At 69.8% G+C, this 21,258-nt stretch carries 19 protein-coding genes; 6 read left to right on the top strand and 13 right to left on the bottom strand.

Features of this window, described 5'->3' with window-relative positions; genetic code table 11:
* Positions 1-74: 74 nt before the first annotated feature.
* A complete protein-coding gene (gene asd, locus AB4Y91_RS02525) occupies positions 75-1,217 on the top strand; it encodes an aspartate-semialdehyde dehydrogenase (protein ID WP_441416995.1) in 1,143 nt (380 codons plus the stop codon).
* A gap of 15 nt (positions 1,218-1,232) precedes the next feature.
* Here the strand turns inward: asd and AB4Y91_RS02520 are convergent, their stop codons facing one another.
* A complete protein-coding gene (locus AB4Y91_RS02520) occupies positions 1,233-2,348 on the bottom strand; it encodes a winged helix DNA-binding domain-containing protein (protein WP_441416994.1) in 1,116 nt (371 codons plus the stop codon).
* Between the two features lie 109 nt (positions 2,349-2,457).
* On the opposite strand from AB4Y91_RS02520, the gene AB4Y91_RS02515 reads away from it, so the two are divergent.
* A complete protein-coding gene (locus AB4Y91_RS02515; RefSeq protein WP_441416993.1) occupies positions 2,458-2,943 on the top strand; it encodes a hypothetical protein in 486 nt (161 codons plus the stop codon).
* Positions 2,944-2,963: 20 nt separating this feature from the next.
* Here AB4Y91_RS02515 and AB4Y91_RS02510 read toward each other — a convergent pair whose 3' ends face one another.
* Genes AB4Y91_RS02510 through AB4Y91_RS02495 form a run of 4 tightly spaced genes read right to left on the bottom strand, consistent with a single transcriptional unit; the run spans position 2,964 to position 6,289 of the window.
* Complete coding sequence (locus tag AB4Y91_RS02510) at positions 2,964-4,031, bottom strand: UDP-N-acetylmuramate dehydrogenase (protein ID WP_441416992.1); 1,068 nt, start codon at positions 4,029-4,031, stop codon at positions 2,964-2,966.
* 53 nt (positions 4,032-4,084) lie between these two features.
* Positions 4,085-5,362 (bottom strand): MFS transporter, encoded by a 1,278-nt coding sequence (locus AB4Y91_RS02505; protein WP_441416991.1) that lies wholly within the window; start codon positions 5,360-5,362, stop codon positions 4,085-4,087.
* A 15-nt stretch (positions 5,363-5,377) separates the two neighbouring features.
* A complete protein-coding gene (locus AB4Y91_RS02500; protein WP_441416990.1) occupies positions 5,378-5,815 on the bottom strand; it encodes a MaoC family dehydratase in 438 nt (145 codons plus the stop codon).
* Positions 5,816-5,818: 3 nt separating this feature from the next.
* Positions 5,819-6,289, bottom strand: coding sequence for an FAS1-like dehydratase domain-containing protein (locus AB4Y91_RS02495; protein WP_441416989.1), 471 nt, complete (start codon positions 6,287-6,289; stop codon positions 5,819-5,821).
* Between the two features lie 149 nt (positions 6,290-6,438).
* On the opposite strand from AB4Y91_RS02495, the gene AB4Y91_RS02490 reads away from it, so the two are divergent.
* A complete protein-coding gene (locus AB4Y91_RS02490; RefSeq protein ID WP_441416988.1) occupies positions 6,439-6,816 on the top strand; it encodes an ArsR/SmtB family transcription factor in 378 nt (125 codons plus the stop codon).
* Positions 6,813-8,501 (top strand): SulP family inorganic anion transporter, encoded by a 1,689-nt coding sequence (locus AB4Y91_RS02485; RefSeq protein WP_441416987.1) that lies wholly within the window; start codon positions 6,813-6,815, stop codon positions 8,499-8,501. The genes AB4Y91_RS02490 and AB4Y91_RS02485 overlap by 4 nt, the downstream gene beginning before the upstream one ends.
* Here AB4Y91_RS02485 and AB4Y91_RS02480 read toward each other — a convergent pair.
* The 5 genes from AB4Y91_RS02480 to AB4Y91_RS02460 form a co-directional block, all read right to left on the bottom strand.
* Positions 8,491-8,715 (bottom strand): DUF3188 domain-containing protein, encoded by a 225-nt coding sequence (locus AB4Y91_RS02480; RefSeq protein ID WP_441416986.1) that lies wholly within the window; start codon positions 8,713-8,715, stop codon positions 8,491-8,493. The genes AB4Y91_RS02485 and AB4Y91_RS02480 overlap by 11 nt on opposite strands.
* Positions 8,716-8,767: 52 nt before the next feature.
* Complete coding sequence (locus AB4Y91_RS02475) at positions 8,768-9,718, bottom strand: DUF2797 domain-containing protein (RefSeq protein WP_441416985.1); 951 nt, start codon at positions 9,716-9,718, stop codon at positions 8,768-8,770.
* 29 nt (positions 9,719-9,747) lie between these two features.
* Positions 9,748-10,611: an HpcH/HpaI aldolase/citrate lyase family protein gene (locus tag AB4Y91_RS02470; protein WP_441416984.1), complete on the bottom strand. Its 864-nt coding sequence runs from the start codon at positions 10,609-10,611 to the stop codon at positions 9,748-9,750.
* 185 nt (positions 10,612-10,796) lie between these two features.
* The gene (locus tag AB4Y91_RS02465) at positions 10,797-11,774 is read right to left on the bottom strand and encodes an aldo/keto reductase (protein WP_441416983.1); all 978 of its coding nucleotides are present in this window, start codon (positions 11,772-11,774) and stop codon (positions 10,797-10,799) included.
* Complete coding sequence (locus AB4Y91_RS02460; RefSeq protein WP_441416982.1) at positions 11,771-13,477, bottom strand: glycoside hydrolase family 13 protein; 1,707 nt, start codon at positions 13,475-13,477, stop codon at positions 11,771-11,773. The genes AB4Y91_RS02465 and AB4Y91_RS02460 overlap by 4 nt, the downstream gene beginning before the upstream one ends.
* Positions 13,478-13,550: 73 nt before the next feature.
* On the opposite strand from AB4Y91_RS02460, the gene AB4Y91_RS02455 reads away from it, so the two are divergent.
* Both AB4Y91_RS02455 and AB4Y91_RS02450 read left to right on the top strand, forming a co-directional pair.
* Positions 13,551-14,780, top strand: coding sequence for an ROK family protein (locus AB4Y91_RS02455; RefSeq protein WP_441416981.1), 1,230 nt, complete (start codon positions 13,551-13,553; stop codon positions 14,778-14,780).
* Between the two features lie 191 nt (positions 14,781-14,971).
* A complete protein-coding gene (locus tag AB4Y91_RS02450; protein WP_441416980.1) occupies positions 14,972-17,830 on the top strand; it encodes a M43 family zinc metalloprotease in 2,859 nt (952 codons plus the stop codon).
* A gap of 24 nt (positions 17,831-17,854) precedes the next feature.
* On the opposite strand, the gene AB4Y91_RS02445 is transcribed toward AB4Y91_RS02450, so the two are convergent.
* From AB4Y91_RS02445 to AB4Y91_RS02435, 3 genes are all read right to left on the bottom strand, one after another.
* Positions 17,855-19,426, bottom strand: coding sequence for a Na+/H+ antiporter (locus tag AB4Y91_RS02445; RefSeq protein WP_441416979.1), 1,572 nt, complete (start codon positions 19,424-19,426; stop codon positions 17,855-17,857).
* A 132-nt stretch (positions 19,427-19,558) separates the two neighbouring features.
* The gene (locus AB4Y91_RS02440; protein ID WP_441416978.1) at positions 19,559-20,218 is read right to left on the bottom strand and encodes an SDR family oxidoreductase; all 660 of its coding nucleotides are present in this window, start codon (positions 20,216-20,218) and stop codon (positions 19,559-19,561) included.
* A gap of 164 nt (positions 20,219-20,382) precedes the next feature.
* Complete coding sequence (locus AB4Y91_RS02435; RefSeq protein WP_441416977.1) at positions 20,383-21,234, bottom strand: hypothetical protein; 852 nt, start codon at positions 21,232-21,234, stop codon at positions 20,383-20,385.
* Positions 21,235-21,258: the final 24 nt, after the last annotated feature.

Genomic DNA, 21,258 nt, shown 5'->3' with positions numbered 1-21,258 from the left:
CCTGCGGGAGGGCCGACGTACCCACGTGACGTAACCGGCTGCGGGCCAGGCACCGCAAAGTCTAAACTGGCCCAATGACTACAGCAGCTACCCCGTCCGTCGGACTGGTCGGTTGGCGTGGCATGGTCGGCTCCGTCCTGATGCAGCGTATGCAGGACGAGGGCGACTTCGCCAACATCAACCCGGTCTTCTTCTCCACCTCGAACGCCGGAGGTGCCGCCCCGGCCATCGCCGGTGCGGCGGCAGGCGCTGCCGGCAAGCTCGAGGACGCGTTCGACGTCGAGACGCTGGCGAAGCTGCCGATCATTGTGACCGCCCAGGGCGGCGACTACACCAAGCGGGTGCACGGCGAGCTGCGCAGCCGCGGCTGGGACGGCCTGTGGATCGACGCCGCTTCCACCCTCCGCATGAACGACGACTCGATCATCGTGCTGGACCCGATCAACCGCGACGTCATCGACGCCGGCCTCTCCGGCGGCGTGAAGGACTACATCGGCGGCAACTGCACGGTCTCCTGCATGCTGATGGGCCTCGGCGGCCTGTTCAAGAACGGCCTCGTCGAATGGGGCACCTCGATGACCTACCAGGCCGCGTCCGGAGGTGGTGCCCGGCACATGCGTGAACTGCTGAGCCAGTTCGGCACGCTGAACGCCGAGGTCAGCAGCGAACTGGACGACCCGGCGTCGGCGATCCTGGAGATCGACCGCAAGGTCCTGGCCCACCAGCGCACCGACATCGACGCCACCCAGTTCGGTGTGCCGCTGGCGGGCTCGCTGATCCCCTGGATCGACGCGGACCTCGGCAACGGCCAGTCGAAGGAAGAGTGGAAGGCCGGGGTGGAAACCAACAAGATCCTGGGCACCACCGGCGCGGACCGCGTCATCATGGACGGCCTGTGCGTCCGGATCGGCGCCATGCGCTCCCACTCCCAGGCGCTCACGCTCAAGCTCCGCGAAGACCTCTCCGTCCCCGAGATCGAGAAGCTCCTGGACGCGGACAACGAATGGGCCACCGTGGTGCCCAACACCAAGGAAGCCTCGATGGCGGACCTGACCCCGGTGGCGGCGTCCGGCACCCTGGACATCCCGGTGGGCCGCATCCGCAAGCTCGAAATGGGCCCGGAGTACATCAGCGCGTTCACCGTCGGCGACCAGCTCCTCTGGGGCGCCGCGGAGCCGCTGCGGCGCATGCTTAAGATCGCCACCGGGACCCTCTAGCCCCTGCGGGTCCGGTCAGGTTCGGTCGAGGCCGAGGAACCGGCGGTACTTCGCGGCCTGCAGCTCAAAGGATTTCCGAGCCGCAGGCCGCAGCCCGTTAACGTCGTCGAACGGTTCGGGCGCGATGGCGCCGGACCGGCCGTTGCCGGGCGCCGCCCAGGTCCCGACCACGGCGCCCCCGGCCACGAGGGTCTTCTTGAACACGCCGTTGCCGCCGGGGACGATCTTGTCCGCGTGCTGCGCGTGCAGCGCGATGGACCGGTCGGTGTAGCCGAGGAGGAACTCGTCGAATCCGGGCAGCGCCAGCACGGTGCGCTGGCCGGGGACGGCGCCGTCGAGCAGGGCCGCCGTCTGCGGGGAGAGCCAGTAGGTTTTTCCGTCAAATTCCAGCTCCGCCAGCCGGTCGCGCACGTCTGCCAGCGCAGCCCGGACCTCGGTCAGCGGGACGCCGGACCACCAGGCGAAGTCACGTTCGGTGGCAGGGCCGTGGCTGTAGAGGTAGCGCAGCAGCCACTCGGCGATCCCTTCCTCGCGGCCCAGCCGCCGCGAGTCCTTGATCCAGTCGTCAAACGCCACCACCAGCTGCTGGTTGCCGGCGAGCGGGCCCAGCACCAGCAGGCCGCGCTGGCACAGGGTCCCCAGGAGATGGATGCCGCGCTGGCCTGCCGTGGACTGGCCGGCTTGTTCGAAGGCCTGGAACAGCTCCGCCCGGCTGGCTGCTGCCCCGCCGGCGACCCGCTGCAGGGCGGCATCCGCGGCGGCGTCGACGTCCGCGGCGGAGATGCCCAGTTCCCGGTGCCGCCCCGCCAGGCCTTTGATGAGGCGGGCGGAGGTGATGTCCAGGACCCATTTCAAGTCCTCGGGCGCCAACAGGTGCAGCGTGCCGCGCATCGGCCAGGACCGGACGATTTCGCCGCGGTCCAGCGAAGCGCGGACATCGGCCGCGCGGGAGCCCGGCACGCGCTGCCCTACGGCCCACAGCGCAGCCTGGAGGTCCTGCGCCTGCATGGCGGTCATGCCCCGGACGGCGCCGGGAACAGACTCGAAAGCCGGGCCGGCAAGCCCTTGGGAGACCAGGCGGAGCCGGCCCATGACGCTCCGGCTCAGACGCGTGCGCACCACTGCTGCCATGACAACATCCTAGGCCGGGCTCAGCCGCCCCGGCGGAATCCGGCCGGTGCGCGGCCACCGCCCGGTCCTCTCCCAGCCTGCGTCCAGCCGGCTTCATTACCGTGGATGCATGACTTTGGGTGATGTGTGGCCTCTCCTGCGGCCCCTGTGCAGGAGGCTGGCCCTGTTGGGCTGGGCCTCCAGCGCGGCCGGTATGGCCGCCGGACTGGCCGTCGCCATCGCCAGCGGCACCCGTCTCTCCCCCATGATGACAACGTTCCAGACGGTGTCCGCCGCGTCCATGGCGGTAGCCGTGGTCAGCTTTGTCACGGCTGCGATGATCCAGCCGCGGTCTCCGGCGTTGCAGAACGCCGACCGCAGGGAAGCCGACCCGGATCCCGGCGCGGAGTTTCCCGCCACAGTGCACAGTTTCCTCCTCGGTTCGCTGGCACTGCTGGCCGGGGCGGTGGCTTTCGCCTGCGCCGGGCTTCTGCTGCGGAGCGGGCCCAGCGCCCAGTCCGTGGCGTTCTGCCAGGTCTTCCTGCTGGGCGCTGCAGCGTCCGGCTTCACCTTCATGCTCTTCAGCAAGGTGGTCCCCCGCCGCGGCAGGAACTAGGCCCGGCGCCGGCCCCTGACTTAGAGCTCGACGCCGATCAGCAGCGGCTCGGGGTGCAGCTCAATACCGAAGCGTTCGACGACGCCGCGGCGCACCTCGCGGGCAACCGCCAGGAGATCTGCCGCGCTGGCGCCTCCCCGGTTGGTGATGGCCAGGGTGTGCTTGGTCGACAGCGAGGCCCGGCCGCCGGAGACGCTGCCCGGCTCAAGCCCGAAGCCCTTTCCGTAGCCGGCATGGTCGATCAGCCAGGCCGCGGAGAGCTTGGTCAGGCCCTCGGCGCCGCCCGGGTAGCGGGGGGCATCCTCGGGCAGCCCCGCGGCAACCTCGACGGGCACGATCGGGTTCGTGAAGAAGGATCCGGTGGAGTACGTATCCCGGTCCGCCGCATCCAGCACCATGCCCTTGGAGGCCCGGAGCCGGAGCACCTCGCGCCGGACGTCGTTGGAGTAGGCCCGCTGGCCGGTCTCGACGCCGAGAGCCCGGGCCAGTTCGGCGTAGCGGATCGGAGCGCTCATCCGGCCCAGCGGCAGCTGGAATTCGACCGTGAGCACCACGTACCGCGGAGAGCCGTTGGTGGTGGTCTGTTTCAGCACGGAGTCCCGGTAGCCGAACTTGAGCTCCGAATTGGTGAACGTCTGGACGGCATTGCGTTCCCGGTCCCAGGTGCGCACCGCGGCGATGGTTTGCGAGACGTCGGAGCCGTAGGCTCCGACGTTCTGCACCGGCGTCGCGCCGGTGGCGCCGGGGATCCCGGACAGGGCCTCTACGCCCGACCAGGCATGCTTGACGGCATGCTCCACGAGGGCGTCCCAGTTGTGCCCGGCCTGGACCACGACGGCGACTCCGCCGCAGGAAGCCTCAGCATTGACGGTGAATCCTTCCGACGCGATTTTCACGACGGTTCCGGGGAAGCCTTCGTCGCCGACAAGCAGGTTGGAGCCCCCGCCGATGATCAGCAGCGGCTCGCCGGCGGCGTCGGCCGTGCGGACAGCGTCGATGATCTCCGCTTCGGTGCGGGCTTCGACGTAGTTGGCGGCGGGGCCGCCGACGCCGGCCGTGGTCAGGGCGGAAAGCAGTGTCTGGGTCACCCCACCAGCCTAGCCGGGTTCGGCGTATGCCCGGAAAGGCGGCAGGGCCGGGCCTAGGCGGCCTTGCGCGCCACCGGGGAAAGCAGGAAGCTGACGACGAGCATCACCATGACGGCGAGCAGCGAGTGCAGGATGCCGACGTGCTCGGCCAGTAGGCCCAGCAGTGGCGGTCCGCAGAGGAACGCCCCGTAGCCGATGGTGGAGACCACCGAGACGCGCGCGGCGGCCTTGACGGGGTCGTCCGCGGCGGCGGACATGCCGACCGGGAAGCCCAGCGAGGCGCCCAGCCCCCAGACGGCCAGGGCGACGTAGGCCAGCCAGGGAACCGGCGCGAAGACGAACAGGCCCAGTCCCGCCACGGCCAGCGCCGCGCACCAGCGCATCACCGGGACCCGGCCGTAACGGTCCAGCACCAGGGTGCCGGCGAAACGGCCCACGGTCATGAAAGTGACGAAGAGGCCGTAGCCGGCGGCTCCGGCGGCGTCGGACTGGCCGTGCCCGTCGGCGAGCGCCAGCGCCACCCAGTCCCCCGCCGCGCCCTCGGCCAGGGCGAGCCCGAGCACCAGGACGCCGAGCAGCAGGGTCCGGCGGTCCCGCCAGGCCTGCGCGATCTGCCGTTTGTTATCCAGCGGTTCTTCCGGGCCCTGTGTGGCCTGGCTGATGATGGGCAGCGGACCGGTGGAGGGATCCTCAAAGGTGTCCGGCCCGGACGGGGTGAAATCCTTCTCGGCCTCGACCGGGGTGATGTCGGCGCGGAACCAGCTGGCGGCCGTGGCCACGGAACCGGCGACGAGCAGTCCCACGGCGGCCAGGTGCCAGAAGACCGGCACGCCGGCGCCGGCAGCCCAGGCCCCCGCGCCCGCGCCCGCGACGGTGCCCAGGCTGAACGCGCCATGCAGCCGCGGCATGATGTGCCGGCGCACCGCGCGCTCGACGGCGGCGCCTTCCACGTTGGACGCCGTGTTCCAGCTGGCCGTGCCGAGGCCAACCACCACGAGCCCAGCCGCCACCGCCAGCGGGTTGACCAGGACCGACGTCCCGAACCCGGCGAGGACCAGCCCGGCGCCCACCATGATGCTGCCGATCCGGATGGTCTGCTTGGAGCCGAAACGCAGCACGATCAGCCCGGACGCGGAGACCGAGACGAAGGAGCCCAGCGTCATGCAGAGCAGCAGCAGGCCGACGTTCCCGGGCGTGAGGTCGAGTCCGTCACGGATGGCCGGAAGCCGGGACACCCAGCTGGCGAAGGCTATCCCGCTGAAGGCATAGGCCACCACGACGGCGTTGCGCCACCGGGTCACCTCGGCGGACTGGGCCACACGGACCCTCACGGCTGGATCATTCGGTCAGGCCAGCCTGACGACGGCCTGGGCCTTCATGAGGACCTTCTGCCCGCCTGCGACGACGGTGAGGTCCACGCGGGCGGTGCCCGCGTCGGCGTCGAGCGCCCCAATGGCGCCGCTGACCTCGATCACCGCGCCGGCGTCCGGGGTACCGGTGGTGTCGGCCACCGGGACCGGCTTGCTGAAGCGGGTCTGGAAGTCGACGACGGCGGCCGGGTCACCGGCCCAGTCGGTCACGAGCTGGACGGCGGCGCCCATCGTGAACATGCCGTGGGCGATCACGCCGGGGAGGCCGACGCCGGTGGCGAAGGCCTCGTTCCAGTGGATCGGGTTGAAGTCACCGGAGGCGCCGGCGTACTTGACGAGGTCTGTGCGTGTGACCTCGATGCTTCGGCTGCCGAGGTCCTGGCCGACCGTGAGTTCTGAAAATGTGGGGGCCATGGCTTACTGTCCCTCTCCGCGGACCAGGATGGACGAGGTGGTGGTGGCGACGGCTTCACGCGGGGCGGCCGCATCGCTGCCGGCGAGGGCGAAGATCTCGGAGCGGGTGGTGATCATGGCGCCTCCCCCCATGGCGCGGACGCCGTCGACGTGCAGTTCGGCCACGAGCCGGTCCCCGGCGACGATCGGGCGGTGGTGGACGAAGCGCTGGTCGGCGTGGACCACGCGGGAGAAGTCGATGCCGGAATCCGGGTCCTCGATCAGCTGCGCGTCGGCGCGCTGCGCGACGATGATCGCGAAGGTGGGCGGGGCCACGAGGTCGCCGTGGCCCAGGGCCCTGGCGGCGTCCACGTCGAAGTGGGCGGGGTGGGTGGCTTTGACCGCGCGCGCGAACTCGCGGATCTTCTCGCGGCCGACGTCGTACACCTCTGCGGCAGGGTAACTGCGGCCCTGCAGATCCGGATTGATAGTCATGGTTCCAGCCTAGCGCCCTGCCTTCGGATGGCTTTCCCCGTTACACCGCCCCGCGGCGCTTGCACCCGAACGATATGATGGAAACATCAATTCATAAATCCACGGTGTGGGCGGTGCCCGTCCGCAGGCCAAGAGAGCGCAGGACCGCCATGATTTCCGCAGCGCAGACCCCCTTGTACGAAATCAAGGCCAACCTGTTCAAGGCCCTCGCCCACCCGGCGCGGATCCGGGTGCTGGAACTGCTGGCGGCGGCCCCGGACGGCTCGGCTCCGGTCAGCTACCTGCTGGCCGAGACCGGCCTGGAGGCCTCGCACCTGTCCCAGCACCTGGCCACGCTGCGCCGGCACCGGGTGGTGACCTCGGTCCGGACCGCCAACGCCGTGACCTACCGGCTGGCCCACCCGAAGATTGCCGAGCTGCTCGCCATTGCCCGGATCTTCCTGCTGGACAGCCTGGCGGATTCGGGCGAACAGCTCCGGCTCGCGCAGGAACTGCCGGTCGCGCACCTCCAGGGGTCCGCCTCGTGACCGCCGCGACGGCAACGACGGCGGCCCGCGGCGTCCGGGGCTACCTCGCCCGCTTCCTGCCCTCCCGCCGCGACTACGACGGGCTGCGCGGGTCGTGGCGGACGGACTTGCTCTCCGGCATCACGGTGGGCATCGTGGCCCTGCCGCTGGCCCTCGCCTTCGGGGTGAGTTCCGGGGTGGGTGCCGAGGCGGGGCTCATCACGGCAGTGGTCGCGGGACTGGTTGCCGCCGTCATGGGCGGCTCCCACGTCCAGGTTTCCGGGCCCACGGGCGCGATGGTGGTGGTCCTGGCCCCGGTGGTCGCCGCGCACGGCGCCGGCAGCATCGCCCTGGTCTCCGTGATGGCCGGGCTGCTGGTCATCATCCTCGGCGTCAGCGGCCTGGGCCGGGCGGTCGCGTTCATCCCGTGGCCCGTCGTGGAGGGCTTCACCCTGGGCATTGCCGCCATCATCTTCCTGCAGCAGGTGCCGATGGCCACCGGCACTGAGGGAGTACCGGGCCACAACACCGTGCTGGCCGCCGTCGAGAGCGCCGCCACGGCGACGGCCCCCACGGTGCTGCAGACCCTGGCTATCGTGGCGGGCGTCGCCGCGGTGATGTTCCTGCTGCCCCGGCTGAACAAGGCCATCCCCGCCAGCCTGGCCGCCGTGTTGCTGGCCACCGTGGCCGCCGAACTCCTGGACCTGCAGATCCCGCGGATCGGCTCACTGCCGCATTCCCTCGCCGCACCGTCCATGCCGGCACTGGACCCGTCGGTGCTGGGTGGCCTGCTCATGCCCGCCGTCTCCATCGCCACGCTCGCGGCCATCGAATCGCTGCTGTCCGCGCGGGTGGCCGCCGGCATGGTCGGCCCCGACGGCCGGCCCACCGGGACCTACAGCCCGGACCGCGAACTCACCGGCCAGGGCCTGGCGTCGGTAGCGGCGGGTTTCTTCGGCGGCATGCCGGCCACGGGCGCGATCGCCCGGACCGCCGTTAACGTCCGCTCCGGGGCGAAGACCCGGCTCGCGGCGATCGTCCACGCCCTCGTGCTGCTGGCCATCATCTACCTGGCGGCGGGCCTGGTGGGCAGGATCCCGCTGGCGGTCTTGGCCGGGATCCTGATGGTCACGGCCACCCGCATGGTCTCACGGCAAACCGTGGCGGCGGTGATGCGCTCCACCCGGGCCGATGCCTTCGTCTTTGTCCTGACAGCACTGATCACCGTCGCGTTCGACCTGATCGTGGCGATCGAGATCGGGCTGGTCGCGGCGGCGGTGTTCACGCTGCGCAAGTTCGCCTCGCTCAGCGGGGTGCAGCGCGAAGACATCCCGGGCCCGGCTGTACCCGGTGACAGGCACATCGCCATCTTCCGGCTCGACGGCGCCATGTTCTTCGGGGCTGCGGAACGGGTCCTGCAGGAGATCAGCCAGGTCAAGGACATCCAGGTCGCGATCATCCGGCTCTCGCAGGTGCGGATGCTCGACGCGACCGGGGCCCACACGCTGGTGGACGTCATCTCGGCGCTGGAGCTGCGCGGAGTCACGGTGCTGCTCAAGGGCGTCCAGCCTCAGCATCTGGACCTGGTGACCAATGTCGGCGTGATCCGCTCGCTGCGGCACCACAAGCATTTGTTCGCCAGCCTGCCGGACGCCGTGGAGCACGCCCGCAGCCACGTGGTGCGGAACGCCGCCGCTAGCGCTTGAGGTTTTTCCGGATTGTCTGGCCGCGGACCACGATCCCGGCGATGTGCAGGATGAGACCGACGCCGATGACGGCCAGCGAGGCCAGGGCCAGGCCTTGGTTGCCCGTGTTGTTGCCGACCAGATTGAGGATGATGCCTGTGGCGATCAGGCCCATGGCGCTGAAGACGAGCACCTTGTAGGTGGTTGACGCGGTGGCCCAGAATTCGTTCAGCACCGTGCCAGTCTACCGGGGACCCCTGCACCCGCCGTCGTGGGCGGACCCGGGCTCAGAACAATGCCTCCTGGACAGCGGGGACCTCGGAGCCGTGGTCGCCAAGCTCGATGGTCCGCGCTTTCAGCTCGCCGAGGTTGACGACGAATTCAAGGTCGGCGCCGTCGAGCCTGGCCAGCGCGACGCTGCCGCTCAGCGACGCGAGCCGGAAGCCGTGGGCGTCCGAGCCGAGGTCGTGGGGGTAGGCGTGCCGGGCGCCCGGGGTGCAGGCCGCGTCGGCCAGCGCGGGACGCAGCCACCGTTCGTCCACGACCTCAAAGCCGTCCGTATTGGCACCGCCCAGCAGGTTCCGGACTCCGGCTGCGAGCCGGCTGTTGAGGGCCTCCAGTGCTGCGGCGGGCGGCGGCGCGGTGAGCCCGGCGGCCTTCGCCGCCGAGCGGACCTGCTGCGGCAGCCCGGCGTCGCGCGTGACCAGATCCTCCAGCACCCTGACCACCCGCCCGTCGTCGGCGCGGGCGACGTAGCGGGCCACGACGGCACCCTGCTCGGCAAGCCGGTGCCACTTGCGCAGGTTCGAGGCGGTGCCCACCTTGCTGGCGCCATTGGCGAAAGTCGCGACATAAAGCCAGTGCGGCTGCATCAGGTAGGCGCGCAGCCCCGGCGGGACCCGGCCGCCGCGGTGGAAGTCATGGATCAGCCGCGAATCGTCGACGGCGAAGCACGGCCCGCACTGCTTTCCTCGGGCGGCCGGGGCACGGTCCGGGCAGACCATGTGGTCCCGGTCCGCGGGTCCGTGCACTTTGTGGTGGCCCAGGCAGTGCTTCCCCCGCGAGGCGAGCCGGAAACCGAGGCGCGTACCGGCGTCGAGCACCAGTTCGGTGAACGCACCCGCGGGGTCCTGCAACCGCAGGACGGCACGGCCGGCGTCGGGCTGGCCGGGAACCGGCGAGGCCGGCTGCAGACCATCCCAAAAGACCCCGTGGACCAGATAGCGGGTATCGGTCACGGGGTCTCCTTGCTGGGGCCGGGAACCGGCTACAGTGCCGGCTGCACCCCAAAGGCTACAGCGAGCTTCATGATCTTTTCGGCTCGGCCCAGGCGCGGCAGGTCGGAGCCGTCCCGGATGACGCGGCCGTTGGCCTCGAAGTCGGCCATGAAGTCGGTGGCCCAGGCGACGTCGGACGGCGTCGGGCTGATGACCTCATTGATGACGCTGGTCTGGTCGATCGCGAGGCAGAGCTTGCCGGTCATGCCCATCATCACGGTGATGCCGGTCTGCTCGCGCAGGATCGGGTGGTTGGTGCCGACGGTGGGGCCGTCGATCGGCCCGGGCAGGTTGCCGACGCGACTGGCGACGACGAGCTTGGCGCGCGGGTAGGCCATGGCCTCCGGGGTGGCGGCCATGCCGGTGTCGCGGCGGAAGTCACCGGAGCCGAAGGCCAGCCGGAACGCGCCCTGGGCCTTGGCGATGTGGTTGGCTTCCTCGATGCCGACGGCGGACTCGACCAGCGGGATGACCGGGGTCTTGCCGTCCATGCGGTGGTAGCTCTCGGTGACCTGGTCCGCGGACTCGGTCTTGGCGAGCATCACGCCCAGCAGTCCCGGAGTGCCGCGCAGGCCGGCGAGGTCATCGGCCCAGAAGGGGCTCGTGGCGTCGTTGATCCGGACCCAGGCGCTGCCGCCGGCGGTCAGCCAGTCCACAACGTGCTCGCGGGCGGCATCCTTCTGCGAGGGATCCACCGCGTCTTCGATGTCCAGGATGATGGCGTCCGCGCGGGACTCCGCCGACTGGCCGAAGAGTTCCGGCTTCATGGCGTTGACCAGCAGCCAGGAGCGGGCGATTTCGGCCGGGACATTGCGCTGGGGCCGGACGATCCCGGCGGTGGTGGTAGAGGTCATGCCTCTACGCTAGCCGCCCGGGGCCGCCCGCCGCCAAGTAATACCCCTGTTTAGGGCGACCAATACGACCAAAATCACCCCGGCGCGCGAAACTGGCTCGCAGTTGTTGTCGTTTGAAGCGCTCATAACGACAACAACTGCGAGCCAGTTGGGCGGGCACGACGGCCGGCGCGGCCGGTGCGTGCCTAGGGGATGTTGCTGCCCCGGGCCGTGATCCAGAGCCGGTACCACTCGGTGCGCGTCATGGCCGAGGCCACCTTGGCGGCGCCGGCGCAGGCCCGGATCCGGTCCGGCTTGGCGGTGCCGATCACGGGGGCGATTCCGGCCGGGTGCTTCATCAGCCAGCCCAGCAGCACAGCCTCGCCCGTGGTGCCCTTCTCCGCGGCCAGCTCCGCGACGAGTGCCGCGGCGGCCTCCTCCGCGGCACTCGGGCTCGCCGCCGGCGCCCCGGTGTAGAGCCCGCGGGAGAGCGCGCCGTAAGCCTGCAGGGTGATGCCGTGCCGGACGCAGTGCTCCACGGTGCCGTGCGGGAAGCTGTAGTCCGTGCCCTCGGCGTGGTTGACCAGCACGGTGCTCTCCAGCCAGGCCCGCGCGGAGAGACTCATTTCCAGCTGGTTGGCCACCACAGGCACCTCGAGCCGGTCCTGCAGCAGCTCGATCTGCGGGGCCGACATGTTGGAGACCCCCACCGCGCGGACCTTGCCCTCGGCCATGAGCTGCCCGACGGCGGACGCCACCTCGGCAGGGTCCAGCAGCGGGTCCGGGCGGTGCAGCATCAGCACGTCCACGTAGTCCGTCCGCAGCCGGTCCAGGCTGTCGTTGACCCGGTCCAGAATGCCGTCCCGGCTCAGGTCGTAGAACGCATCGAGGCCCTGTTCGCCCAGCCGGATGCCGCATTTGGTCTGCAGCCGGACCCGTTCCCGCAAGCCGGGCGTCTGCGCCAGCACCTCGCCGAAGACCGCCTCGGACTTGCCGTTGCGGTAAATGTCGGCGTGGTCGAACAGGGTGATGCCGGCGTCCAGGGCGGCGTCGACGGCCGCGGCCGCCTCGTCCACGTGCGCGGACGAGTACGGTTCCGACGACCAGCTGCCGCCCAGGCCCATGCAGCCATAAATCAGTTCCTGGGTGGGGAACCCTCCGGGCTTAGGGGGCGCGGAACTCACCGAAGCCAGACGGTGGTGTTGCCCGGGAGCAGCTGGCCGTCCAGCGGGCCGCTGCTGACCAGCACCTCGCCGGTGGGCAGTTCGACGGCGTCGTCCCCGAAGTTGGTGACGGACTGCCAGCCGCCGTGGCGGCGGAAGTGCAGCACGTCGGCGCGGCCGGTCTCCAGCCACTCCAGTTCCTCCGAGGTCTGCAGCTCGCGGCGCAGCTTCAGGGCCTTGCGGTAGAACTCCAGCGTCGAGCCTTCGGTCCCGTCCTGGGCTGCAACGGCGTAGCGGCTGAACCATGCCGGCTGAGGCAGGTGGGCGCCGCCGTCGCCGAAGCCAAAGGAGGAGCCTTCCGGGGCCCAGGGCAGCGGCACCCGGCACCCGTCGCGGCCGATCTCGACACCCTTGTTGCGGAAGAAGGTGGGGTCCTGGCGTTCGGCGTCGGGGATCTCAGCGACCTCCTGCAGGCCCAGCTCCTCGCCCTGGTAGAGGTACGCGGAACCGGGGAGGGCCAGCATCAGCAGGGTCGCGGCACGGGCGCGGCGCAGGCCCAGTTCGACGTCGAGTTCCTCGGCCGGGGCGCCGGCCAGCAGCCAGCCCTTGCCGTCCTGGCCCTTGGCGTGCCGTCCGCCGCCCTTGGGCAGGCCGTAGCGGGTGGCGTGCCGGACGACGTCGTGGTTGGAGAAGACCCAGGTGGAGGAGGCGCCGGACTCGGTGGCCTCGGCGAGGTTGCGGGTGATGATTTCGCGGAACTCGTCGGCGTCGAAGTCGGCCTGCAGCAGGTCGAAGTTGAAAGCCTGGCCGAGCCCCTCCGGGCTGGCGTAGCGGGCGCGGCGGGACGCGTGCACCCAGGCCTCGGCGACGGCGGTGCGCGGCGGGTTGTACTCGTTGAAGACCTCGCGCCATTCGACGTAGATCTCGTGCACCTCGTCGCGGTCCCAGAACGGGTGCGAGCCGTCGTCGAAGCCGTCGGTGCCGGAGTTGGCCTCGCTCAGCTCGACCTTGGACAACAGCGGCTCGGTGAGGTCCTTGGTCAGGGCGTGCGCGACGTCGACGCGGAAGCCGTCCACCCCGCGGTCCGACCAGAAGCGCAGGGTCTTGAGGAAGTCGTCGCGGATCTCGCGGTTGGACCAGTTCAGGTCCGGCTGTTCCTTGGCGAAGATGTGCATGTACCACTGGCCGGGGGTGCCGTCCGGCTCGGTGATGCGCTCCCAGGCCGGGCCGCCGAAGACGGACTCCCAGTCCGACGGCGGGATCTCTCCGTTTTCGCCCTTGCCGTCGCGGAAGATGTAACGCTCGCGGGCAGCCGAGCCGCGCGGGGAGGCGAGGGCTTCCTTGAACCATTCGTGCCGGTTGGAGGAGTGGTTCGGGACGATGTCAGCGATCAACTTGATGCCTGCGGCATGCAGCGCGGCGGACATCTCGTCGAAGTCTTCCAGGGTGCCGAGCTTGGGGTCGACATCGCGGTAGTCGTCGACGTCATAGCCGCCGTCGGCGAGGGCCGAAGGGTAGAACGGGGAGAGCCAGACGGCGTCGATGCCGAGTTCCTTGAGGTACGGGACCTTGGCGGTGATGCCCTTGATGTCGCCCAGGCCGTCACCGTTGGAGTCGGCGAAGCTGCGCGGGTAGATCTGGTACACGGAGGCCTGGCGCCACCAGTTGGGGTCTGCGGCGAGGTCGGAACCGGACAGGGTTGCCAGCGTGGCGGTGTTCGACAAGGTGAATCCTTCGGGGCTGGGGAGCGGTGTCTGACAAAAGCGGGTCTGATAATTTAGATACAAGCTAAATCTATTGCAGGTTCAATTATGGGTCCGCACTTACAGGGAGGTCAAGATTCCGAAGCCGCAGGCAGCCGCCACCCCCCAACTGCTGCGCCGCGTCAACGCCCAGGCGGTGCTTGCCGCTATCCGGGGCACCGAGGTGGCCACCGGCACGGAACTGATGGCGGGAACCGGACTCACCCGGGCTTCGGTGATTGCCGTCTGCGAGGACCTGATCCGGCGCGGCTGGATCCGCGAACTGGACGCCCCGCGGAAGGACGCTCCCGCCGCCGGACACCCGCAGAAGGGACGGCCTGCCCGGCGTTTCGAGCTCCGGGCGAGGGCCGGCGTCGTACTCGGCATCGACATCGGCGCCGCCACCACCACCGCGGCCGTCGCGGACCTCCGGGGCACAGTCCTGGGCCGCGCCAGCGGGAGTTTCCGTGCCGCGGACATCCCCGCCGCGGAGCGGATCGGCGTCGTCGACCGGGCCTGCCGAGAGGCGCTGGAGGCCGCCGGCGAGGCCCCGGGCAAGGTTCTGGCTGTGGGTGCCGGCATTGCCGCTCCGGTGGACCGCGGCGGCAATGTGCTGGCCGCCCAGCACTTCTGGAGCCTGTTCGACGTCGGGCTCCGCTCGGCCCTGCAAGACCTCCACGGCTGGACCGTGCTGCTGGAGAACGATGCCAACCTGGCAGCACTCGGTGAACGCTGGCGTGGATCCGGCGCCGGCGTGGATGACCTCGTGGTGCTCCTGGCCGGCGAGCGGCTCGGCGCGGGCGTGCTGGAGTCCGGACGGCTGTTGCACGGCCGCGGCGGCGGCGCCGGTGAAATGGGCTTCCTGGACATGGTTGAGGGCGTCGGCTCCAGCGACGGCATCGCGAGCCTGGCCCGGCAGTGGCAGTCAGCGGGCGGCGGCCCGGCCGACGGCGGCGAAGCGAGCGCCCGGCGCGTGTTTGAGGACGCCGCCGCGGGGGACGCCGCGGCCCTCGCGATCCTGGGCCGGCTCTCGGAGCGGATGGCCCGGGTCATCGCCGCCATCGCAAGCTTGATCAACCCGGAGCAGGTGGTGATCGGCGGCGCCGTCGCGGATTCGGCCGGCGCACTGGTGCCCGGCATCACCGCCGCGCTGCCGCGTTTCACCGCCACTCCCCCGCGTGTCACGGTCTCGCCGCTGGGCGACAAGATCGTTACGGTGGGAGCCATCCGGCACGCCCTGGATTTCGTCGAGGCCAACGCCCTGGAAGTGGAACTGGCCGGCTGACGGCCGCCCAAGCAGGCCACTTTTCCAAGGAACCGAATCTCAAGATTCGGCAACGATTGGATACCCAAGTCGAAAGTTTGACGCAGGTTTCCTTTTATTCTTCTCTCTCATCCGTAGACTGGCGTCACTCTGGTCACTTGCGGCCGTCCAGCTGACCCGTCGGCCGGGCGGCGGTCTCATGAAAGATAAACGTGAACTCTTTACGGATGAAGGCCGCGTTCTTTGCCGCGCTTGTCCTTGCCCTGGCGTCGGTCCCAACAACCGGCACGGCACCTGCACACGCTGAGCTGACGCCGGCACCTGTCGCGACCGCCACGGCAACACCGACTCCTAGCGCTCCGGCCGCGGCAACGCAGACGGCGACCGCCACCCAGACGGCAACACAGACGCCGACGGCGGCGCCCACCGCGGAAGCCCCGGCTCCGGGCGCGGACGCCGTCCAGCCGGCGCCGACCCCCTCCGCTACTGCCGGCACCAGCCCGTCCCTCACGACGGTCGAATCGCTGCCCCCGGAAAACTCGGGCGAGCCCTTTGTGGCACACACCTTTGAGAATCCGCCCCCGGCCGGCGTGAAGGGGGCACCGGCCACGGCCAGCGCGGGCATGCTGTCCACGGAGTCCTATTCGCTTGCCCGCCAGGGTGACATCAAGGTTCGCCTCGTCCTGGTCCAGTTGGCCGACAAGAAGGCCACCATCTCGCAGACAGCGGCTAAGGCCTCCATCACCACCAGCAGCAATTACTGGAAGACCATGTCCAACGGCCGCCTGTCGATGAGCGTGGCGACGGTGGAGAGCCGCACCAGCAAGGCCACCTCGACGCAGCGCTACCCGGACATGATGAACACCATCGCCACCGAGCTCAAGTGGACGCCGAATCCCTACACCGCACTCGTCGTCTTCGTGTCCACGCCCACGCTCTCCGACGGGGCGTACGGCGCAGGCTGGAGTTACAGCGGCACGAGCGGGCGGGTCATCATGCCGCTCCCGGCCACCCTGACCAACAGCGTGCTGACACACGAATTCGGGCACGTGCTGGGCCTGATGCACGCCAACAGCTTGCAGTGCGGCAGCGGCGCGCAGGACGTCGCCACCAAGTCGGACGGAACGTTCGCCGACTCCACCTGCAGCATCCGTGAATACGGCGACAGCCTGGACCTGATGGGCGTCTCCCAGACCACCCAGCCCGCCATCAGCTCGACCCTCTGGACCTATGGAGGATTCGGCCGCGGGGACGAGGTTCTCGACGCCGGGATCCTCAAGGACGTCAAGAAATTCACCTTGAAGGCCTGGGCCGGCACCGATGCCAGACGCGCCGTGAAGTTCACCGACCCGGTGAGCGGCGAAGTCTATTTCCTCGAGTTGCGCCTGCCGGTCAGCTACGACACCGCGAAGGCCGTGAACCTCAACAGCGGCGTCAAGATTGTCCAGCAACTGGGGGCGGGCTCGCTGATCCTGCTGCCCGACTCACGACCCTTCTCCGGGTACTACAACCCCAGCCAAACCTGGCAGGCCGGCCAGACCTTCAGCACCCATGCCGGCACCCGGGTGAAGATTGATTCCATCTCGGCTACCGCCGCGGCCATCACCATCACCGCCGCCAACGCCGTGACCGGAGTGTTCCGGGACGCCTGGCTGCAGGCCGGCGGGGAAACCAGCCTGGGCTACAGCACCAGCGACGTGACCTGCCCGTACGGCGCGGCGGCCACCACCACTTGCCACCAGACTTTCCAGCGCGGCGTGGTCTACAGCACCCCGGGCGTGGGCACCTATGCCGTCTCGAACACCTATATGTCCGGGTGGAAGGACGCCGGCTGGCAGCAGGGCATCGGCTACCCCACCGGGACCGCGAGCTGCGGCCTGTACGGCGGAGGCTGCTACCAGCCCTTCCAAAAGGGCAACATCTACTACTCCACAGCGTCGGGCGCCCACGCCGTCGTCGGCGTCTATTGGAACGCCTGGCGGGACTCCGGCTGGCAGCCCGGCATCGGCTACCCCACCGGGGCACCCAGCTGCGGACTTTACGGCGGCGGATGCTTCCAGCCCTTCGAGAAGGGGAACATCTACTACTCCACCGCGTCCGGCGCCCACGCGGTCATCGGCGCCTACTGGAACGCCTGGCGGGAAGCCGGCTGGCAGCCCGGCATCGGCTACCCGACGGGCGAACCCGTCTGCGGGCTCGCCGGCAGCGGCTGCTCCCAGTCGTTCCAAAAAGGCAACGTCTACTACACGCCCACCACCGGCGCCCACGCCGTGAGCAGCGTCTACGCCACAGCCTGGACGGCGGCCGGACTCCAGCCGGGCATCGGCTACCCGACCGGCGCACCGGCGTGCGGGCTGTACGGCGGCGGCTGCTACCAGCCCTTCCAGAAGGGGAATATCTACTACTCCACCGCATCCGGCGCCCACGCGGTCACCGGCGCCTACTGGAACGCCTGGCGGGAAGCCGGCTGGCAGCCCGGCATCGGCTACCCCACGGGCGAACCCGCCTGCGGGCTCGCCGGCGGCGGTTGCTCCCAGCCGTTCCAAAAGGGCAACGTCTACTACACGCCCACCACCGGTGCCCACGCCGTGAGCGGCGTCTACGCCACAGCCTGGACGGCGGCCGGACTCCAGCCCGGCATCGGCTACCCCATCGGAGCTCCCAGCTGCGGGCTCTACGGCGGCGGCTGCTACCAGCCTTTCGAAAAGTCCAACATCTACTACTCCGCAGCGTCCGGCGCCCACGCCGTCACCAGCCGGTACTTCAACTCCTGGCGTGCGGCCGGATGGCAGAAGGGCGTGGGGTACCCCACGGGCCCGGAAAAGTGCGGATTGTGGGGTGGCGGCTGCTACCAGCCCTTCCAGACCGGCAACAGCTATTACACCGCCGCGACCGGCGCGAACATGATCGGCCAGCCCTACCGGGAAGCCTGGCGGCTGGCTGGCTGGCAGTCCGGCGGACTGGGCTACCCGCTCGGCGCAGCTGTGGCCTACAACGGCTACCGGACGGTGCCGTTCCAGGGCGGCTCCATGATCTACAGCTCGACGGGAGTCAAGGTCGTCCGTAAGTAACGGACTTAACGGTGGGGCGGTGCGTCACTCCGGCATGATCATGGTGCGCAAATCCAGCTGCCGCAGCACCCGGTCCGCGACCTCGGGGTCCATGTCGGGTTCGTTCCGGGCCGCCACAACCTCCTGACGCGCGGCGTCGAGGGCGATGGTCTGGACGGCAATGGCCAGCTCGCGGCCGCGCTTGCGTTTTTCGGTGACGCTCTCGTTCCGCAGGCTGCCGTCCAGGAGTTCGGCGTGCAGCCGGGTCATCTTCTCCTTGACCAGGGCCACCTTTTCCTGCGGCAGCTCCTTCATAAGCTCGTGGTCCTTCAGCGCCGCAATGGCCGCCTGCTGCGCGCGGGAGGCCAGCAGCCGGGCGGCGTCGCGCTCCACGGACCCGTCCTCCGAGGCCTTCAGGACCCGCATCAGCCACGGCAATGTCAGACCCGGCAGCACGAGCGTGGCCAGCAGCACGGCGCACGCAATCACCAGCAGCTCGCTGCGGGCCGGGAACGGGGTCCCGTCGGCCAGCGTGGCCGGGAGGGCCAGCGCCAGCGCCAGGGTGGCCAAGCCGCGCATGCCGCACCAAGTCAGGATCAAGACCTCTTTCGCGGAGGTGGGACGCAGCGTGTTTTTCTTGCTCCGCGCCAGGCCCGACATCATCGCCAGCCAGCCGAACCGCACGGCGAAAACCAGCACGCAGACCACGGCGGCTGTTCCGGCCATTCCGATCACCGCGGTGCCCTCGTCGTGGATGACCTGGCGGATCTCCAGGCCCACCAGCCCGAAGGCGAGGCCCGTGGCGAGCAGCTCCACCACATCCCAGAACGCCGTGCGGGTGACCCGTTCGGCGGCCTCCTGCGGCCGTGAATGCCGCTGGATCTCCAAGGCCGTGACGACGACGGCGATCACGCCGGAGGCGTGCACCTCCTCAGCGAGGATGTAGGCGGCAAACGGGACCACTAGCGTGACCGCGCTGCGGGCCACCATCGAGTGCACCAGACGCGTGATGAGGCGCGTGAGCCAGCCCATCCCGATCCCGACGCCGACGGCAAGGGCCGCCCCGACGGCGAACTGGAGAACGACGTCGGGCCCCACCCTGCTGCCGGCAACGGAGGCCGCCACGGCCGCCTGGAAAATGACGATGGCGGCCGCGTCGTTGAACAGGCCCTCGCTCTGCAGGACCGTGATGAGCCGGCGCGGCATGTGGACCCTGCCTGCGATGGAGTCCACCGCCACGGGATCGGGCGGGGCCACCATGGCGCCCAGGGCGATCGCGGCCGGGATGCCGATACCCGGGATCATGAGCCAGGCGGCGCCTGCCACGACGGCGGTGGAAACCACCACAAGCGCTACGGCGAGCATCAGCAGCGTCCGCCAGCGCACCCGGAAGACGGCCCAGGAACTGCGCTGCGCGGTCGCGAAGAGCAGCGGCGGCAGGAAGATGGGCAGGATCAGTTCCGCCGGAATGTCCACCTCCGGAAAGCCCGGGATAAACGTCAGCGACGCGGCGAGGATCAGCATCAGGACCGGGTATGGCAGGCGGAGCCGGTCGCCCAGGCCCACCGCCACCACGGTGGCCAGAAGAAGTCCGATGATGAGGGCCAGCTGGTCCATGTGCACTCTTTCCCCGGGGTGACGGCGACCAGTCCCCGGCCATCGACGCGCCAGCCGCCCCCACCACCCTATCGGGGCACTGGTTCGCCGGGGCCGGCCCGGCCGACTACCTCACGGGTCCAGTTCGCCGGTTTAGCTCACGGGACCGAGGGCCGCGGCGAGCGGCAGGGTTCCGTCGCGGAACTCGATTGTCCGCCCTGCGGTCTGCGGCAGGCCCAGCACCGCAGCGGCGACGAGCGCCACGTTGGAGCGCGAGGTGCCGGTTCCGTCAGAGGTATCGGTGGGGTTGACGTCCAGCAGACCGTTGCCGGGGCCGTCGGTCAAGGCTCCCGGGCCCAGGATGGTCCACTCCAGGCCGCTGCCACGCAGGTGGGCGTCCGCGGCAGCTTTGGCCTCGGCGTAGGCGTGGAAGCTGTTGTCCGCGGGGACGCCATGGTCCGGCCCGGCCCCGAGGTAGGAGACCATAACGTAGCGCCGGACGCCGGCGTCGCCCGCGGCGTCGATCGACCGGATGGCCGCGTCCCGGTCCACGGCGTAGGTGCGTTCCGGGCTGCCGCCGCCCGCGCCGGCGGACCACACCACGGCGTCGTGGCCCTTCAACGCTTCGGCGATTTCCGCCGTCGTCGATTTCTCCACGTCGAGCACCAACGGGGTGGCGCCGGTGGCGGCGACGTCGTCGCGATGGTCCGGGTTGCGGATGATGGAGGTCACCTCGGCCCCGTCCTTCGAGAGGATGCCGGACAGTTCCATAGCCACTTTTCCGTGGCCGCCGATGATTGCGATTCGCGTCATCGTCCCATTCTGTCCCACCGAGCCCCGTCCCCGCACCCGGTACGTGGCCATTCGAGCGCGCGTTGCGCTATCACTTCGGGCCGTCATGGGCGCGGCAGAACAGCCATAAGTGACAGAGCAAACGGCGGAACCCGGACCGCCGAACCTGGCAGGTCCCGTAGTAGTTACCCGATGGTGTAGCCGTTGAAGCCGTGGCCGATCTGCACGCGGTGCTTGAGTCCGCGTTCACTCGCGTAGAGCCACAGCCCGCCGTGGGTGTCCGTGGCGACGAAGTCGATGTACCCGTCCACGTTCACGAAGTCACCGTCCTCGACTATGCTCCTGTACTTGCCCCAGCCGGAACCGTAGTTGAACGGCGACCGGTGGACGTGCGGCCCGTAGTGGCTGTCGTAGGTGAAGTAGTAGGGCCAGAGCGTGCCGTGCGTGTCCCGGGCCAGGAAGTCCGAGTCGTTGTACCCGCGCGAGGCGACCAGCATGTGTCCGGCCCATCCGGCGCCGAGCCGCTGGCGGGTCAGCCAGTGGATGCTGTGCGATCGGACCTCATACGGATACCGCCACAGCGTGCCGGAGCGGTCGATTGCCAGGAGCGCGGGTTCGTGTGAGGCGGGGATGATGCTGGTCATCTGGTTCCAGCCGCCGCCGGTGCGTATCCGTTTGAGCCAGCCGCCGTGGCCGTTGCTCGGGATCGCCCAGAGGGTTCCTTCGCGGTCCCGGGCGAAGACGCCCGTATATTGGGCCGGACCGGGCACCACCCCTTCCAGAATGGCGGTGTAGTGCCACCCCGTGCCGGACCTAATACGCGGTTTCAGATGGCCGTCCCCGTCGTTGGGGTAAAGCCAGAGTGTGCCGTGGCTGTCCTGCGCGAGCAGGTCCGGACGGCCGTCGCAGGTGAAGTCGCGAACACCGGACCCACACGGCGCCGGTTGCAGTGCGGCCTGCGCCGGGGCGGCGAAGATGCCCGCGGCCAGGAGCAATGGCCAGGTGATGCTGATCAGAAGACGCAGGCTTGCTTTCATGGCCCGCAGCCTAGACCCGTGTGC

The organism is Arthrobacter sp. YAF16, from assembly GCF_052113385.1.
Taxonomy (GTDB): domain Bacteria; phylum Actinomycetota; class Actinomycetes; order Actinomycetales; family Micrococcaceae; genus Arthrobacter.
The sequence above is the reverse complement of the archived record's forward strand: the minus strand, read 5'-3'. Positions and strand labels throughout refer to the sequence as shown.

Bases quoted from the DNA above. Each gene is read 5' to 3' on its own strand.
- asd (WP_441416995.1), top strand. From the start codon at position 75: ATGACTACAGCAGCTACCCCGTCCGTCGGACTGGTCGGTTGGCGTGGC.
- AB4Y91_RS02520 (WP_441416994.1), bottom strand. From the start codon at position 2,348: ATGGCAGCAGTGGTGCGCACGCGTCTGAGCCGGAGCGTCATGGGCCGG.
- AB4Y91_RS02515 (WP_441416993.1), top strand. From the start codon at position 2,458: ATGACTTTGGGTGATGTGTGGCCTCTCCTGCGGCCCCTGTGCAGGAGG.
- AB4Y91_RS02500 (WP_441416990.1), bottom strand. From the start codon at position 5,815: ATGGCCCCCACATTTTCAGAACTCACGGTCGGCCAGGACCTCGGCAGC.
- AB4Y91_RS02495 (WP_441416989.1), bottom strand. From the start codon at position 6,289: ATGACTATCAATCCGGATCTGCAGGGCCGCAGTTACCCTGCCGCAGAG.
- AB4Y91_RS02490 (WP_441416988.1), top strand. From the start codon at position 6,439: ATGATTTCCGCAGCGCAGACCCCCTTGTACGAAATCAAGGCCAACCTG.
- AB4Y91_RS02470 (WP_441416984.1), bottom strand. From the start codon at position 10,611: ATGACCTCTACCACCACCGCCGGGATCGTCCGGCCCCAGCGCAATGTC.
- AB4Y91_RS02445 (WP_441416979.1), bottom strand. From the start codon at position 19,426: ATGGACCAGCTGGCCCTCATCATCGGACTTCTTCTGGCCACCGTGGTG.
- AB4Y91_RS02440 (WP_441416978.1), bottom strand. From the start codon at position 20,218: ATGACGCGAATCGCAATCATCGGCGGCCACGGAAAAGTGGCTATGGAA.
- AB4Y91_RS02435 (WP_441416977.1), bottom strand. From the start codon at position 21,234: ATGAAAGCAAGCCTGCGTCTTCTGATCAGCATCACCTGGCCATTGCTC.